The sequence below is a fragment of the Aeromonas sp. ASNIH8 genome (assembly GCF_002919855.1).
GTDB classification, from domain to species: Bacteria; Pseudomonadota; Gammaproteobacteria; order Enterobacterales; family Aeromonadaceae; genus Aeromonas; species Aeromonas caviae.
On record NZ_PQLN01000063.1, the window covers coordinates 1 to 15,057 of the forward strand.

A 15,057-nucleotide genomic window follows, 5' to 3' on the forward strand; every position below is an offset into this window, starting at 1 on the left:
TTTTGCCTGGCGGCAATAGCGCAGTGGAACCACCTGACCCCATGCCGAACTCAGAAGTGAAACGCTGTAGCGCCGATGGTAGTGTGGCATTCGCCATGCGAGAGTAGGACACTGCCAGGCACCCAATACAAGAAACCCCGCTCACTCGAGCGGGGTTTTTTATTGCCTGAAATTCAGCACTCACTGGAAGGCAAGCGGGCACTATGGTGCTGTTCGTCGTTCACTTGTTGCCTGCCTGTACCGGAAAAAGTTGCGGCTGCTCTGGCCGCATTGAACCCACATGTTGGCTCTCTCCGTTTTCATCATTTTTAGCGTAATAACCCAGTCGGAGCCGTTCTGTCTAAACCCGCCGCCCGCGCTGCGATTGGGGTTGTATCTGAATCATAACTCGGTAGAGTAAGGGGCATTCCGGGTTTGCCCGTGCCATGGTTTCGGTTTTTTTTCTGGTATGGGACTCTCCGCCTGTTTTTATTCACCTTCACTCAGTGGTACCGATATGGAACAAGTAAACAAGTCAACCTTCAACGATGTGCTGGAATATGTGCGTATGTCCCGTCGTCAGAACAAGCTCAAGCGTGAAATCGCAGACAACGAGAAAAAGATCCGTGACAACCAGAAGCGGGTACTGTTGCTCGACAACCTGAGTGACTATATCAAGCCCGGCATGAGCATTGACGAGGTTCAGGCCATCATCGCCAACATGCGGACCGATTATGAAGAGCGCGTAGATGACCACATCATTAAAAATGCCGAGCTTTCCAAGGAGCGCAAGGAGCTGAGTACCAAGCTGAAGAGTATGAGCACCAGCAAATAATACCGCCCCGCTCTCGTCAACACCGGCCTCTGGCCGGTGTTTCATTTTCATGCCGCAGCTCGGATCTCTTGCCGCGTTGCAACAATCGGCTCCCATTTTCACAATCGCCCTGTTAACATCGCTGCAAAGCGGTCAATAGATTTCAAGCCCTTGACTTGAAACGACTAAGCTTGATTGAAAGACAATAAATTGCGCAACCATGGTGGGGCTGATATGGGCGCATCAAAACAGACGGATTCAAATAAAGTGGCATCTCAGGATTCATCCGTACCTAATGCGGACGGGCAACAGCAGCGTAAACGCCGACCCTGGTGGCGCTGGTTGTTCTGTTTTATCTTCTTGCTTTGCCTGGCTGCCGTGATCGCCCTGGTGGGTTATGAAATGAAGACCTCCCGACTGCAGTCACAGGAGATCTCCCGCTATGCGGCCACCCTGACCTATCAAATCGAACCCGGCCCCAGCAAGCAAATTGCCTTCCCCGACGACGGCCCGTTCGACAAGCGACTCGGTTATGTGCTGATGCCCATGATCCAGGAACGTCTCGTTCAGCGTGGCTACCAGGTGAGCGAACAGGTCCGTTTTTCCGATGCGCTCTACAACTACGCCAGCCACGGTTTCTTCGTGCCTTATACCGAGAAGGTCCAGGCAGGATTGACACTCTATGACTGCCGTGCCGAGCCTTTCTACCAGTACAAGTATCCGACTCATTACTATCCGGATTTCAATGCCATACCGCCCCTGGTCATCCAGTCTCTGCTGTTTATCGAGAACCGTGAACTCCTGAGCAACAAGGAACCGCTGGCCAACCCGGCCGTAGACTGGCCGCGCTTTGCCAAGGCGGCGCTGTCTCAGGTGGGCAAGGCGCTGGATATGCAGGATCAATCCGCAGGCGGCAGCACCCTGGCGACCCAGGTGGAAAAGTATCGTCATTCTCCCGATGGACTGACCGTTTCGCCGACCGAGAAGATCCGCCAGATGGTCTCGGCCAGCGTTCGTGCCTATCGGCTGGGGCCCGAGACCCTGGAGGCCCGCAAGCTGGTTGCCTGGGCCTACCTCAACTCGGTCCCGCTCTCTGCGGCGCCCGGTTATGGCGAGGTGCACGGTCTCGGTGATGGCCTCTGGGTCTGGTTTGGCGCCAATGTCGATGAGGTGAATCGACTGCTGGATCCCGCTCGCAACCAGGATTCTACCCTGGCCGAGCAGGGCCTTGCCTTGCGCCAGGTTGTCTCCCTGATGATCGCCCACCGCCGTCCTTCCTATTACCTGGCGCAGGGTAGAGAAGCACTGTCTACCCTGACAGACAGCTATCTGCGACTCTTCGTGCAGGAGGGAATGATCACGCCCCCCCTGATGGAGTCGGCTCTCAAGGCCAAGCTGGTCTTCCGCGATTTCCTGCAGGCACCTGCCATCACTCGAGTCAACAACAACAAGGGGCTGCAGGTGGCTCGCACTCGTCTCAGTCGTCAGCTCGGGGTGCAGCTTTATGACCTGGATCGCATGGATCTGACGGCCAACACCACCCTCAACATGCCGCTGCAGAACGAGGTGTCACGGTATCTGCAGCAACTGGCAGACCCTGCATTCGCAGCCCAGGTGGGCCTGTTTGGTGAGCGCCTGCTCTCGCCGGAGAAGACGGGTGATGTGAAGTACAGCTTTACCCTGTTCGAGAAGACGCCGGAAGGGGTCAAGGTGAGGGTGCAGACCGACAACACGGACCAGCCGTTCGACATCAATGAGGGCAGCAAGCTTGAACTGGGATCCACCGCCAAGTTGCGGGTGCTGACGACCTATCTCGAGATTGTCACCGAGTTGCATGACAGCTACGGCAACATGCCGGTGGAGAGCCTGCGAAAGATCGAAGTGTCCGATCAGGACAACATCAGCCGCTGGGCCATCGCCTATCTGATGAGTGCCAAGGACAGAAGCCTGCCGGTGATGCTGGAGGCCGCACTGGACCGCAAGTATTCCGCGAGTCCCTATGAAGGCTTCTTTACCGGCGGTGGCATGCACACCTTCAACAACTTCCGCAAGGAAGACAACGGTCGCATCCCGCCCATTCGCGATGCGCTGCGGGAATCCATCAACCTGCCCTTCGTGCGCTTGATGCGGGACATCGTCCGCTACAGCCTCTACAAGGAGGGAAATCGAGCCCAGTTGTTGAAAGATGACAGGGATCCGCGCCGTACCGAGTATCTCGCCAAGTTTGCCGACAAGGAGGGGCAGACCTATCTGCTGAGGTTCTGGCGCAAATATCGCGGCAAGAGTGCAGAAGAGCAGCTCGATACCTTCCTCGATGGTCTCAAACCCAGCGCGGTGCGTCTCGCCGCGGTGCATCGCTATCTGATGCCGGAAGCCTCCCAGGCCGACTTTGCCGCTTTCCTGGCCAAGCGCCTGCCGCGGGAGAAATTGACCGAGAAGCGCATAGAGCAGCTCTATACCAATTACGGCCCCGGCAAATATTCTCTGCCGGATCAAGGTTATATCGCACGGGTGCATCCACTTGAGCTGTGGTTGCTTGCCTATCTCAAGGAGTTTGACAAGGCCACCTTTACCGATGCGGTAACCGCCAGCCGTGACGAGCGTCAGGAGGTCTACAGCTGGCTGTTCAAGACCCGTCATCGCAGTGCCCGGGATAGCCGGATCCGCACCATGCTGGAGGTTGAGGCCTTCCTCGACATCCATCAGCGCTGGGCTCGCCTGGGCTACCCGTTCGATCACCTGGTTCCGTCCCTGGCGACCGCACTGGGCAGCTCGGGCGATCGTCCTGCTGCGTTGGCCGAGCTGATGGGGATCATCCAGAACGGCGGCATTCGTGCACCGACCCTGCGCATCGAGCACCTCTCCTTTGCCAAGGGGACCCCCTTCGCCACCGTCTTTGAGCCGGCGAACACCCAGGGGGAACGGGTGATGCCTGCCGAGGTGGCCAACGCCTTGCGCAATGCACTCTCCAAGGTGGTGGAAGGGGGGACGGCGCGGCGCATCGCCGGGGCCTTCGCCTTGCAGGATGGTACTGTCCTGGCCCTGGGGGGCAAGACGGGGACCGGGGACAACCGGATCGAGACGGTGGGTCGCTACGGCAATGTGACCAGTTCACTGGCTCGCAACCGGACTGCGACCTTCGTCTTCTACATCGGGGATGATCACTTCGGCACGCTGACGGCCTATGTACCCGGCAGCCAGTCCGACAAGTTCCGCTTCACGTCGGCGCTGCCTGTACAGGTGCTCAAGGGGATGGCCCCCCTGCTGGTACCCTATCTGCAACCCGCTACTCACACCCAGTGCATGGCGGGCAGCTGAGCGGACATCGCATGAAAAAACGGGGCCATTTCGGCCCCGTTTGATTGTGTACTGCACGCCGCCATGAGGTGGACGTGAGTCATCACTTACAACAGATCTTCAATTTCACCGCGCAGGTACTGGTACATCTCGCGATAGGCTACCGGCGGCTTGTTCAGCTCCCGCTCCTTGTTGGCGGTGCGGATCAACTGGCGCAGCTTCTGGCGATCCAGCTCGTGGAACTGGGACATCAGCTCGTTAAGGGCGCTGTCGCCTTCGGTGATCAGCCGCTCACGCCACTGTTCGAGGCGGTGCAGGCGGGCGTTCACGGTGGAGTGACGCATCTTGATGATGGAGAGGGCCTCTTCGATGGGGGCGACATCGCGGCTACGCATCAGACGGCCGATGAACTGGAGATGGCGGCGGAAGGACTCATCCTTCTTCGGCTTGAGCTTGCGGCCCAGCTCGACCGCTTCGGCAAGCTCTTCATCCAGGGGGATCTTCTCCAGCTCGCTGTGACTCAGGGAGACGATCTCTTCCCCCATCTTCTGCAATGCCTCGGCATCACGCTTGAGTTGGCTCTTGCTGGGGCCCCAGTCTTCCCACTCGTTGTCGTCTTGATATTGACTCATCGGTCTCTGTATTCCTGTCATTCACGTTTGGCGGATATGTTACCAGCTTCTCCCGCTGGGCGCAGGGGTCTGATATGCTTAGCCCCTTTCCTTCCCTTCATACAGATGTGAGTTATGGACCAGCAAGATCAAATCCGCCAGGATCAATCCCATCTCGAGGCCGTGGTCGCCGAGGCCCTTGAGATAGCGAAAGGGCTGGGCGCCGGGCTTGCCGAAGTCTCCATCAGCAAACAGACCGGCCTCTCGGTGAACACCCGGGGCTGCGAGCTGGAAAGCATCGAATTCAACAAGGATGGCGCACTCGGCATCGCCGTCTATCGCGACGGTTGCAAGGGTTCCTCCTCCACCACGGATCTGACCAAGCCGGCCATTCGCGCCGCCGTGGAAGCGGCCATGGAGATCGCCCGCCACACCTCTCCCGATGACTGCGCCGGTCTTGCGGATGCGGATCTGCTGGCCTGGGATGCCCCGGACCTGCAACTGTGCCACCAAATCGAGCTGGATCCCCAGCGTGGCATCGCGCTGGCCATCGAGTGCGAGCGGCTGGCCCTGGGGCGGGATGCCCGCATCAAGCACTCTGACGGAGCCAGTTTCTCCAGCCACCTGGGCGTCAAGGTTTATGGCAACAGCCACGGCTTCGTCAAAGGCTATGCTGCATCGCGCAACTCCCTGAGCTGCGTACTGATCGGCGAGCAGGATGGCGACATGCAGCGCGACTACGGCTACTCCTCCAGCCGCTCCCTGGACGGGCTGTGGAGCCCCCAGCGCATCGCTGACGAGGCGGTGGAGCGCACTGTTTCCCGCCTGGGGGCTCGCAAGATCAGCACCCGCCATGCCCCTGTGCTGTTCCACCCCGATACCGCTGCCGGTCTGTGGGGCCATCTGGTGATGGCCATCAGCGGGGGCAACCTCTATCGCAAGTCGAGCTTCCTGCTGGACAAACTGGGCAAGCAGATCCTGCCCGAGTGGCTCACCATCCAGGAGTTCCCCCACTTGCCGGGAGGACTTGCCAGCACCCCGTTCGACGGGGAAGGGGTTCGCACCCGCGACATGGACATCATCCGCAACGGCGAGCTGATGAGCTGGCTGCTCACCTCCTACTCCGCCCGCAAACTGGGCCTGACCACCACGGGCCATGCCGGGGGTATCCATAACTGGCAGGTTTCCAATACCGGCCAGGACTTCCAGGGCATGCTCAAGGAGATGGGTACCGGCCTGCTGGTGACCGAGCTGATGGGGCAGGGGGTCAACATCGTCAATGGTGATTACTCCCGCGGCGCAGCCGGTTTCTGGGTTGAAAATGGCGAGATCCTCTATCCTGTGGAGGAGATCACCATTGCAGGCAATCTAGCCGACATGTTCAGCCATATCGTGGCGGTGGGCAGTGATGAGGATGAGCGTTCCAGCCTCAAGACCGGCTCCGTACTGGTCGAGCAGATGAAACTGGCGGGGCACTGATCCCCCTCCGTCCGATCTGGAATATGGTGTCTAGTCCTGAGATAGGTCTACACATTTTCAGCTAGCTTTTAGCACTCAGAACCCCCGATGCGTCACATCAGGGGTTCTGTATTTCAATGCCTGATGCGGTTGCTCCAGGTTATAAGTATCCACTGCCTTTCGCACTTTTCCCCGCCTGCGCCAGCCTCTGCAGGCTTTGCAGCAGTGACTCTCTTTTCAAGATCTCAGTGCATTTTGGTGACAGTTATGAGTATCTGTCATCAAGCATTTGACCCCGTGTTGTTCATGCAATGACTGATACAACCCCGAACAATACTGCACCTGGTGGTCCGAATGATGAATAAGCTCTCCGTGGTCACGTTGTTGCTTCAGTGTTTTCTCGATCACCATCGACTCGGCATTCATCTCTTAGTTGCCACTATTTTGCGTGAGCAGGTGTCCGTCACCTAGCTCAGGTAGAGCGGCCCTGAGTGTCATAACGCGTCTGCGTCTGTTTATAGGTGAGCTTGCCTTCTTCAATCTGCTCGACCAGGGCCAGTTTAAAAATCAGAGTAATTGTGTTGTGTTCGTTTACGCCCTGTCCCATCGAGATCTCCATCTATTCGGAGGAGAAGATGCAAACCATATTCAGGCAGATGCGCCGATCAGACGTCGGCCAGCTGCAATGCCTGGCGGTAGTACTCGTTGGCCTTGTTGGTCAGGCGGCGCTTGTCCATCACCTGGCCGAGGGCGTGGTAGAGGGCGGCATCCGGCGCCTTCGCCACTTCCTGCTCCAGCAGGCGCTGGGCTTCGTCCAGCTGACCGGCCAGCAGGCAGACCCGGGCCAGCGCCGCTTCGGCGCCAGGCTGATCCTGGATCTTTCTGAGCAGGGTCAGCATGGGCTGGTAGTCGTCCAGTTTGAGCTTGGGCAGGCGGGCGAACAGCTCGGGGGAGGGATCCTTGCGCAGGGCCTCCAGCCAGAGGTCGGCGGCTTCGGCATCGGCCCCCAATCGGCGCAGGCGATCCCCGTAACTGGCCAGCAGCACGGGATCCTGGCGCTGTTTGCGGGGCAGACCCTGCCAGACCGTGCGCAGGGTGTCGAGGGAGCCGCTGGCGGCCTCCAGACGACCGCACCACGCCTGGTGCAGCAGGGTCTCTTCCTGCTGAGCGGTCAGCTTGCCCACCTTGCGCAGGGCAGGGGCGAGATCGATGAGGGCCGCCCAGTCTTCACGGGCCAGGTACACCTGACGCAGCTGATCCAGCACCATGGGGTGGCGCGGGTTGAGGGCATAGATGGACTCGAGGCGACCGAGGGCGCTGTCGTACTGGCCCTGCTCAATCTGCAACTGGGTCTGGATCAGGGTCAGTGCCAGCTCTGCCTTGGGGTTCTCTTCCTGGGCTTTCTGCAGGTAGTGATCCCGGCGCACGTCATCGCCCCGGGCCTGGGCCACCCGGGCGGCGCTCAGGTAGTTGAGCAGCGGGGTGTCGCTGTTGTCTGCGCCCTTGATGAGAAGCTTCTCGGCCTGGTTGTAGTGCCCCTCTGCCATGGCCAGGGTGGCATTGACGGTTTGCAGGTTGGCCTTGCGGCGGCGGCGGGAACCGAACCAGCCCTGGGTCTTGCGGCGCAGGCCGAACAGGCGGGCCAGCACCCATTCCACGATGAGCAGGGCGCCGTAGAACAGCACCGCCAGGATCACCGCGCTGGTGACCGAGGATTCCACCGTGTAGTTGCCCAGCGAGATGAGCACATAGCCCTTGTTGCCGGAGGCTTCGGGACCGAAGATGAGGCCCGCCACCATCACGGCGACTATGACGATCAGACGAATCATGGTCTCCTCCTCAGTTGCCGGCCAGGATGCGTTGCAGGCGTTCGGTCAGCACCTGTTCCAGCATGGTCTGGGTCTTGAACTGATCCGGGTAGTCAAACTGGATCTGCTCGCCTTTGAGCTTGTCGAGCTCGGACTGCATGTACTGGGTGGCGCTGTTGTCGGCATCGAAATACTGGGTCAGCCAGCGCTGGGCTTTCTCCAGGCTGTCGACATAGAGGGACTGCTGTTCACGATAGACGGCGAGCTGGGCCTGCAGCAGCTTGGTCTTGAGGTTTTCCCGCAGGAAGATCTCCTGCTGCGGGGAGAGCAGGGCTTCCACGGCGCCATCGCGGCGACGGATGGTGATGAAGTTTTCGGTGAACTTGACCCAGTTCTTCTTCAGATTGCTCTGCCACTCGTCCGGGTTGGTGCTGACGGTCTGGTCGGGCTCGCTCTTGGCTTCCGGCATGCTGACAGTGGAGAGGGGCAGCAGCTCGATCTGGTCCGAGAGGGCGGCCAGCTTCAGGGTCAACCCTTCGCGATCGACCCGCGGCATCCCCTTGAGCTTGGCGATGTCTTCCGCCAGCGCCTTGCGAATGGGCATCAGGCTGGGGTCGTTGAGCGCCTTGATGCGCTCGTCGGCGTTGCCGAGCAATGTGATGGCGGAGACGATGTCGTGTTCGAGCCACAGCTTGCGGCCCGCCATGCGCACCAGGTATTCGGATTCGGCCAGCATCCAGTCATTGGGGCGCTTGTCGTCCAGATCCAGCACCTTGGTCTGCAAGGCGTCCAGCGCCTCCTGCAACTGCTGCTGGCTCTTGCCGAGGGCACCGATCTGTTCGGCATCCTTGCTGCTCTGATCAATTCTGGTCATGGCGTCGGCCAGTTGCTGCTTGAGGGCTACCAGTTCGGCCTGCTGGGCAACGGCGTTCTGGTGTCCGTGCACATAGAGACCACCGGCCAGCCCCAGGGCCAGCAGGATGGCGATGCCGCCAAGCACGGTGCCAGAGCTGCCCTTCTTGCTCCCTGTCGTTCCGGGCGCGGGCTTGTTGTTGTCGGCCACGGTGGCCGCGGCACTCGGCTGGACTTCTTGCTGTTCAGTCATTCCATCTTCCTCAGTTCCAGGGCGGCCACCAGAGCCTGGTTGGATGCACCTTGGGCAATCACGATACGGGTAAAACCAGCCCCTTCTGCCATCTCGGCCACCCGGGGACTGGGCACCACCAGCAGGCGGTCATAAAGCCAGGGGTGCTGCGGGCCGGGCACCAGGGCCAGCAACCGCTGCAACAGTTCGCCACTGGTAATGAGCAGGCTGTCGAGCCCGGCTGCCTGCCAGTGGCGGGTTAATGCGTCCCCGTCAAGATCGGGGTAGTGGCGCTCATAGGTGGCACAATAGTGCACCAGTGCGCCCCGTGAGGCCAGCGTCCGGGCGATGAGATCCCGCCCGTCGTTGCCGCGCAGGATCAGCACCCGGCGGCCACTCACCCCTTGCAGCGCCGGCAGGGCCAGCAGCCCCTCGCTGCGGGGATCGGCCGGGCACAGGGCCTGGATGCCCGCCTCGGCAAAGGCATCCGCACTCGCCTGGCCGACGGCAAAGTAATCAATATGTGGCCAGGTCTGACCAGTTTGCAACAGAAAATGATGTGCAAAATGAACGGCATGCATGCTGACTGCGATAACGAGGTCCGCCTCTTGCAGCATGTCACCCAGGTGAGGGAGGTCGCATCCCGGCCGGGTTTCCAGCAACGGACAGCAGAGCGGTGCGTGACCCAGCTGGCGCAGCATCTGCACCAGCGGGTTGGCCTGGGCGGCCGGGCGCACCACCAGGGGGACCATCAGGGGGCGCTCCGGGCAGATGACCGCGAACCTGGCTGTGCTGCACTCATGCCCGGTAGACCTCGGCCAGGATGACGTCGGCACCGGCGGCCAGCAGGCGCTGGGCCAGGGTGTGGCCCAGTGCCTCGCCCTCTGCCAGGGGGCCGCGGATCTCGTCGCGGATGACGCGGCTGCCATCCGGGCTGCCCACCAGGCCGCGCAGCCATACCTCTTCTCCCTGTACCAGGGCATAGGCCCCGATAGGCACCTGACAGCCCCCTTGCAGGGCGCGGTTCATGGCGCGCTCGGTCAGCACCCGGATGCGGGTCTCGGGGTGTTCGAGCGGCGCCAGCAGGGCGTGCAGCTCGTGATCGTCGAGGCGGCATTCGATGCCGACCGCCCCCTGGCCGTTGGCGGGCAGGCTCTGCTCGGGCTCGATGAAGGCGGCGATGCGATGGGCCATCTCCAGTCGTTTCAGGCCGGCGGCGGCCAGGATGATGGCGTCATATTCACCGGCATCCAGCTTGGCGAGGCGGGTGTTGACGTTGCCCCGCAGGTCGCGGATCACGAGATCAGGGCGGGCAGCGCGCAGCTGGCACTGACGGCGCAGGCTGGAGGTGCCGACCACGGCCCCTTGAGGCAGCTCGCCTATCTGGTTGAAATGGTTGGAAACAAAGGCATCACGCGGGTCTTCGCGTTCACAGATGGTGTGCAGGCCGAGTCCGTCGGGGAACTCCACAGGTACGTCTTTCATGGAGTGAACAGCGATGTCGGCACGCCCTTCCAGCATGGCAGTCTCCAGCTCCTTGACGAACAACCCCTTACCGCCGACCTTGGCGAGGGGGGTGTCGAGGATCTTGTCACCCTGGGTGCTCATGGGCACCAGTTCGACCTGCAGATCCGGATGGAGTGCCTCCAGCCGATCTTTCACAAAATTGGCCTGCCACAGGGCCAGTGGGCTCTTTCGAGTGGCAATTTTCAGGGTTCGGGCTGCCATATCAATCAGTTGTTTCATCTTTTGAGAGGAAAACGATCTTACCACCCTTTGCAGGGGCTTTCATGGCGCAGCCCGCAAAAGCGGGGCCAAGCTCAAAAACGGGGGCTGAAAATTATTTTCATTCAGCCAATAATTGATTTTAAGTTATTGAAAGTAAGAAATTTTATTGCTTTCCGCTGATACCGTTACGAACGGGGTCAGAAATAATCCGGTGATTGTGTGCGGGCTTGTTTACCACTGCTGTTTGCATTGTTAACATGATCACACTTTTTTGACGTCTCCCCGTTTTGGTGCGTCATTTCTCTTCCCCATAGGTAGGGCATTGCTGGTTAAACTCGACACGCTGGTGGCGCGCTACGACGAACTCAATCGTCTCAAGACGCAACGAGCGCTGGATCTCATGAGTCGCTACGGGCAGCAGGTTTTCCACTTGCTGCCTGTCATGCTGCACTTCAATCACCCCCTGTTGCCCGGTTATGTGGCAGGGGATGTGCCTCATGGTATCTGGAGTTTTGTCGCCAACGAGGCCCAGCAGGCCTTCATCCAGGATCTCTGCCAGAACGCCAACTGCCAGGGCGGTCTCAGTACCCACGACAAGTCCATCCAGGGCCTCTACTCCATGGGGAGCACCTCCTCCATCGGTCAGTGCTGCCACTCGGATCTCGACATCTGGGTCTGCCACGTGGCCGGTCTGTCGAGCGAGCGCCTCGCCCTGCTGGAACAGAAGTGCCAGCACCTCTCCATGTGGGCCGAGCAGCGGGGGGTCGATCTCAACTTCTTCCTGATCCCCGAAGACAAGTTCCGTCAGCGCAACGATGCCCAGATGCAGGGGGAGAGCTGCGGCAGCGCCCAGCACCTGCTGCTGCTCGACGAGTTCTACCGCAGCGCCATGCACATCGCCGGCAAGCGGCTGCTCTGGTATCTGGTGCCTGCCGAATATGACGATCACTACGACGACTACGTCAACGGCCTGTTTGCCCACGGCAAGTTGAGCCAGGATGACTGGCTCGATCTGGGGGGGTTTGATCGCATTCCTGCCGAGGAGTATTTCGGCTCCGCCCTGTGGCAGCTCTACAAGGGAATCGACTCCCCCTACAAGGCGGTGCTCAAGTCGGTGCTGATGGAGGCCTACTCCCACGAGTATCCCAACACCCGGCTGCTGTCGGTGACCAGTCGCGACTGGTTCCAGCACAACGAGGGGATGCACTACCGCCTCGACAACTACTGCCTGATGCTGGACAAGGTGACCAACTACCTCAAGTCCATCGGCGACATGCAGCGCCTCGATCTGGTGCGTCGCTGCTTCTATCTGAAGGTGTGCGACGGGCTGAGCCATCCCAAGGAAGATCACTCCCCGGACTGGCGCCGGGAGCAGATGGCCCAGCTGGTAGCCTACTGGGGCTGGAGTCCGGAGCGCCTTTACCACCTTGATCACCGCCAGGAGTGGAAGGTGGAGGATGTCAAGGTGGCCTACGCCGAGTTGCTGGAAGCCCTGATGCAGAGCTACCGCAACCTCATCCAGTTCGCCCGGCGCAACAACATCAGCGAGTCCATCAACCCGGAAGACATCGGCATCCTGTCGCGCAAACTCTATGCCGCATTCGAGAGCCTGCCGGGCAAGGTGCAGCGCATCAACCTCAAGATTGCGCCGGATCTCGGCGAGCCGGATCTCAGCCTGGTACAGGTACCCCACGGCCGCCTGAATCGCGCCGGCTGGTATCTCTACAAGCATTCCCTCGAACCCGCCGACATCATTGGCCGGGCGCCGCTCGAATATAACGGTTACATCAGCAAGCTGGTGGCCTGGGCCTATTTCAACGGCCTGCTGACGCCCCAGTCCCGGGTGCACCTGTTCAACCAGGGCTCGGATCTGCACATCGACAACCTGCATCAGTTCTGTCGCGATCTCTCCGGCACCTTCCCGGTCAAGTATCCCCGCGCGACCAACCTGGCCCTGAGCCGGCCGTGCGAGATCCGCCAGCTCTCCATCTTCCTGAACCTGGAGACGGACCCGTCCAGCCACTGGGTGGGGCAGGTGATCGAGTTCGATGCCAACGCCGCCGATGTCTTCTCGTTCGGTCGCAACCAGGAGTGTCTGGTGGGATCCGTGGATCTCGTCTATCGCAACTCCTGGAGCGAGATCCGCACCCTGCACTTCGAGGGAGAGGAAGCCGTGGTGGACGCCCTCACCACCATCCTCGGCAAGATGCACCAGGACGCCGCGGCCCCCGAGATGATCGAGGTGTTCTGCTACAGCCAGCACTTCCGCTCCCTGGTGCGCACCCGCTTCCAGCAGCTTGTGGCTGAATGCATCGAGTTGCGCCTGGCCCGGGACAAGCAGCAGCTGGTCAAGACGCTGGCGCTCGGTAAGGAGAAGTACGGCATCTTCTTCGAGCGGCGCGGGGTGTCGGTCAAGAAGCTGGAAAACGCCATCGACTTCTACCGCCACATCTCCCACAACAAGCTGGATCACCTGCCGCTGCGCCTCGACAAGACTCACAGCCAGCACCTGCCCGGCATCGTCGACGCCTACGCCAGCGAAGGGCTGGTGCAGTTCTTCTTCGATACCCGGGATGCAGGCACCAACATCTATATCCTGGACGAGGCAAACCGGGTGGAGATCTACCAGCACTTCGCCGGCAACAAGGACGAACTGGTACAGGGGGTGAATCGGTTCTACACCTCGGGTCACGAGCGATTCAGCAATGCGGGTCAGTTCAGCAACTTCAACCTGCCCCAGTACTACGAAATCGTGCAGGTGGGTGACAAACTCGATGTGATCCCCTACCGCAGCCAGAGCCCGCAGCGGGACACCCCAGGAGCGGCGCGGGAAGTAGGATGATGTGCTGATAACCGCACCGGCAAGATGGCAAACGGCCTGCATGATGCAGGCCGTTGTCCTATCCGTGGTACGGGAATCTGGTGTGGAGGGGGCAGCGGCCAGTGGGGGATGCCGTCGAGCATCGCCGTCAGGGATGAAAGCAAACGGCCTGCTGATGCAGGCCGTTGTCTTACCCGTTATCCGACAATCAGGCGCCGAGGCGGGCCAGCAACCAGCTGCGAATGTCGCCCAGCTGGGGGCGGCAGATCTCGTGGCGCATGGGGTATTCGTGCCACTCGGGGCTGAGTCCCGCCGCTTCCAGCCGGTTCTTGGCGTCCCAGCCCATGGAGAGGTTCACCACGTCGTCATAGATGCCGTGCATGTAGCAGATGGGCAGGGCGCGGGCCGCCTCGCTCATCTCGCCGGGCAGGGCATCGGGTACCGCCAGGTAGGTGGACATGCAGAGCAGGCCTGCCAGTGGCACCGGATGGCGCAGGGCGGTGAAGGAGGCGATGACGCCCCCCTGGGAGAAGCCGGCCAGCACGATGCGCTCGGGGGCGAAACCCTCGGCCACCAACTGTTCAATCAGCGCGGCGATACGGGCCGCTGACTCCCTGACATGGGACTCCACGGCGCGATCCGCCGGATCCTCGAAGCTCTTGATGTCGTACCAGCCGCGCATCCGGTAGCCCATGTTGATGGTGATGGGGCGCTCGGGCGCATCCGGCAGCAGATGGCGGACGGGCAGGTCGGCGGGCAGGTCCAGCGCCTCCACCAGGGGGGCGAGGCCGGCGCCGGAGTCCCCCAGCCCGTGCAGCCAGATCACCGCATGGCGGGCACCTTCGGGATGCAGATCCGTCATGAGAAGACCACGGGCTCGCCGGCCTGGGTGGTGCAGGCCCGGGTCAGCAGGGCCTTGAGCTCGTCGCCGAAGCGGTTGTCGATCCAGCTGTCACCGCGCAGCTCGAAGTGGAAGCCGTTCTCCCGGGTAGCGACCCAGATCTGGTGCAGGGGCTCCTGCTTGTTGATGATGACCTTGGTCTTGTTCTCGAAGCTCAAGGTCAGCACCCCGCCTGCGCGTTCGCAGTCGATATCCGGATACCCCTCGTCGATGGTGTCTTCCACATACTGGAAAAAGGCGTCGGTCAGGGCGTGATACTCGTGATCCTTCATCGGTTTATCCTGTTGCTTTTAACAATGTGAGTGCGATTATAGAGGGCCAAAAATTTTTTCGCAGCGAACCATTATGATTACCCAGTTCACCAAGTGCCTGTTTGCCGCGTCGCTGTCGCTCGGGTTGGCCGCCTGTGGCCTGACGGGGCCGCTCTACATGCCACCGGCCGAACAGCCCGCACCTGCAGAGCAGACACAGCCCAAGACAGAGAGTACACCGCAAGCCGCCTCGCCTGCGACCGCTACACCGGCCTCAGAGGCCGCGCCGCAATAATCTAGGAAGG

The 15,057-nt window shown here is 60.8% G+C and carries 13 protein-coding genes, 1 rRNA gene and 1 pseudogene; 6 read left to right on the forward strand and 9 right to left on the reverse strand.

All coding sequences use genetic code 11. From position 1 onward, the window contains the following. Positions 1-5: 5 nt before the first annotated feature. The 3 genes from rrf (at position 6) to C3418_RS15830 (ending at position 4,111) form a co-directional block, all read left to right on the forward strand. Positions 6-120, forward strand: a 5S ribosomal RNA gene (gene rrf, locus C3418_RS15820). A gap of 376 nt (positions 121-496) precedes the next feature. Then, complete coding sequence (gene tmaR / locus C3418_RS15825) at positions 497-814, forward strand: PTS system regulator TmaR (protein ID WP_010672687.1); 318 nt, start codon at positions 497-499, stop codon at positions 812-814. A gap of 213 nt (positions 815-1,027) precedes the next feature. Then, positions 1,028-4,111 (forward strand): transglycosylase domain-containing protein, encoded by a 3,084-nt coding sequence (locus tag C3418_RS15830; RefSeq protein WP_103858865.1) that lies wholly within the window; start codon positions 1,028-1,030, stop codon positions 4,109-4,111. A gap of 86 nt (positions 4,112-4,197) precedes the next feature. Here C3418_RS15830 and yjgA read toward each other — a convergent pair whose 3' ends face one another. Further along, positions 4,198-4,722, reverse strand: coding sequence for a ribosome biogenesis factor YjgA (gene yjgA / locus C3418_RS15835; protein WP_010672689.1), 525 nt, complete (start codon positions 4,720-4,722; stop codon positions 4,198-4,200). Positions 4,723-4,836: 114 nt separating this feature from the next. Here yjgA and pmbA point away from each other — a divergent pair, with 114 nt between their 5' ends. Beyond that, entirely contained in the window at positions 4,837-6,180 is a 1,344-nt protein-coding gene (pmbA, locus tag C3418_RS15840; protein WP_010672690.1) for a metalloprotease PmbA, read from the forward strand. A 75-nt stretch (positions 6,181-6,255) separates the two neighbouring features. Here the strand turns inward: pmbA and C3418_RS24760 are convergent. From C3418_RS24760 to hemC, 6 genes and pseudogenes are all read right to left on the reverse strand, one after another. Beyond that, positions 6,256-6,650, reverse strand: a pseudogene (locus C3418_RS24760) (integrase core domain-containing protein); the annotation flags it as partial. After that, the gene (locus C3418_RS24765; protein WP_010672691.1) at positions 6,632-6,766 is read right to left on the reverse strand and encodes a hypothetical protein; all 135 of its coding nucleotides are present in this window, start codon (positions 6,764-6,766) and stop codon (positions 6,632-6,634) included. The gene C3418_RS24765 and the pseudogene C3418_RS24760, both read right to left, overlap by 19 nt. 58 nt (positions 6,767-6,824) lie before the next feature. Next, on the reverse strand, positions 6,825-7,988 hold the full coding sequence (locus C3418_RS15845) for a heme biosynthesis HemY N-terminal domain-containing protein (protein WP_010672692.1): 1,164 nt from the start codon (positions 7,986-7,988) through the stop codon (positions 6,825-6,827). Positions 7,989-7,998: 10 nt separating this feature from the next. Continuing rightward, on the reverse strand, positions 7,999-9,072 hold the full coding sequence (locus C3418_RS15850) for a uroporphyrinogen-III C-methyltransferase (protein WP_103858866.1): 1,074 nt from the start codon (positions 9,070-9,072) through the stop codon (positions 7,999-8,001). Next, positions 9,069-9,803, reverse strand: coding sequence for a uroporphyrinogen-III synthase (locus C3418_RS15855; RefSeq protein WP_103858867.1), 735 nt, complete (start codon positions 9,801-9,803; stop codon positions 9,069-9,071). The genes C3418_RS15850 and C3418_RS15855 overlap by 4 nt, the downstream gene beginning before the upstream one ends. Positions 9,804-9,849: 46 nt before the next feature. After that, a complete protein-coding gene (gene hemC, locus C3418_RS15860) occupies positions 9,850-10,779 on the reverse strand; it encodes a hydroxymethylbilane synthase (RefSeq protein WP_146054118.1) in 930 nt (309 codons plus the stop codon). Between the two features lie 322 nt (positions 10,780-11,101). Here hemC and C3418_RS15865 point away from each other — a divergent pair, with 322 nt between their 5' ends. Then, positions 11,102-13,621 carry a class I adenylate cyclase gene (locus C3418_RS15865; protein ID WP_042879398.1) on the forward strand — a complete coding sequence of 840 codons (2,520 nt, stop codon included), beginning with the start codon at positions 11,102-11,104 and terminating at the stop codon, positions 13,619-13,621. A 187-nt stretch (positions 13,622-13,808) separates the two neighbouring features. On the opposite strand, the gene C3418_RS15870 is transcribed toward C3418_RS15865, so the two are convergent. Both C3418_RS15870 and cyaY read right to left on the reverse strand, forming a co-directional pair. Then, entirely contained in the window at positions 13,809-14,462 is a 654-nt protein-coding gene (locus C3418_RS15870) for an alpha/beta hydrolase (RefSeq protein ID WP_103858869.1), read from the reverse strand. Further along, the gene (gene cyaY, locus C3418_RS15875) at positions 14,459-14,773 is read right to left on the reverse strand and encodes an iron donor protein CyaY (RefSeq protein WP_010672698.1); all 315 of its coding nucleotides are present in this window, start codon (positions 14,771-14,773) and stop codon (positions 14,459-14,461) included. Before cyaY ends, C3418_RS15870 begins: the two co-directional genes overlap by 4 nt. Positions 14,774-14,846: 73 nt before the next feature. On the opposite strand from cyaY, the gene C3418_RS15880 reads away from it, so the two are divergent. Next, positions 14,847-15,047: a lipoprotein gene (locus tag C3418_RS15880; RefSeq protein ID WP_010672699.1), complete on the forward strand. Its 201-nt coding sequence runs from the start codon at positions 14,847-14,849 to the stop codon at positions 15,045-15,047. The last annotated feature ends 10 nt before the right edge of the window (positions 15,048-15,057 follow it).

Excerpts from the sequence above, each read along its gene's own strand:
- C3418_RS15850 (WP_103858866.1), bottom strand. The coding sequence starts at position 9,072 with ATGACTGAACAGCAAGAAGTCCAGCCGAGTGCCGCGGCCACCGTGGCC.
- C3418_RS24765 (WP_010672691.1), bottom strand. The coding sequence starts at position 6,766 with ATGGGACAGGGCGTAAACGAACACAACACAATTACTCTGATTTTTAAA.
- C3418_RS15880 (WP_010672699.1), top strand. The coding sequence starts at position 14,847 with ATGATTACCCAGTTCACCAAGTGCCTGTTTGCCGCGTCGCTGTCGCTC.
- yjgA (WP_010672689.1), bottom strand. The coding sequence starts at position 4,722 with ATGAGTCAATATCAAGACGACAACGAGTGGGAAGACTGGGGCCCCAGC.
- hemC (WP_146054118.1), bottom strand. The coding sequence starts at position 10,779 with ATGGCAGCCCGAACCCTGAAAATTGCCACTCGAAAGAGCCCACTGGCC.
- C3418_RS15855 (WP_103858867.1), bottom strand. The coding sequence starts at position 9,803 with ATGGTCCCCCTGGTGGTGCGCCCGGCCGCCCAGGCCAACCCGCTGGTG.
- C3418_RS15830 (WP_103858865.1), top strand. The coding sequence starts at position 1,028 with ATGGGCGCATCAAAACAGACGGATTCAAATAAAGTGGCATCTCAGGAT.
- cyaY (WP_010672698.1), bottom strand. The coding sequence starts at position 14,773 with ATGAAGGATCACGAGTATCACGCCCTGACCGACGCCTTTTTCCAGTAT.
- pmbA (WP_010672690.1), top strand. The coding sequence starts at position 4,837 with ATGGACCAGCAAGATCAAATCCGCCAGGATCAATCCCATCTCGAGGCC.
- C3418_RS15870 (WP_103858869.1), bottom strand. The coding sequence starts at position 14,462 with ATGACGGATCTGCATCCCGAAGGTGCCCGCCATGCGGTGATCTGGCTG.
- tmaR (WP_010672687.1), top strand. The coding sequence starts at position 497 with ATGGAACAAGTAAACAAGTCAACCTTCAACGATGTGCTGGAATATGTG.
- C3418_RS15845 (WP_010672692.1), bottom strand. The coding sequence starts at position 7,988 with ATGATTCGTCTGATCGTCATAGTCGCCGTGATGGTGGCGGGCCTCATC.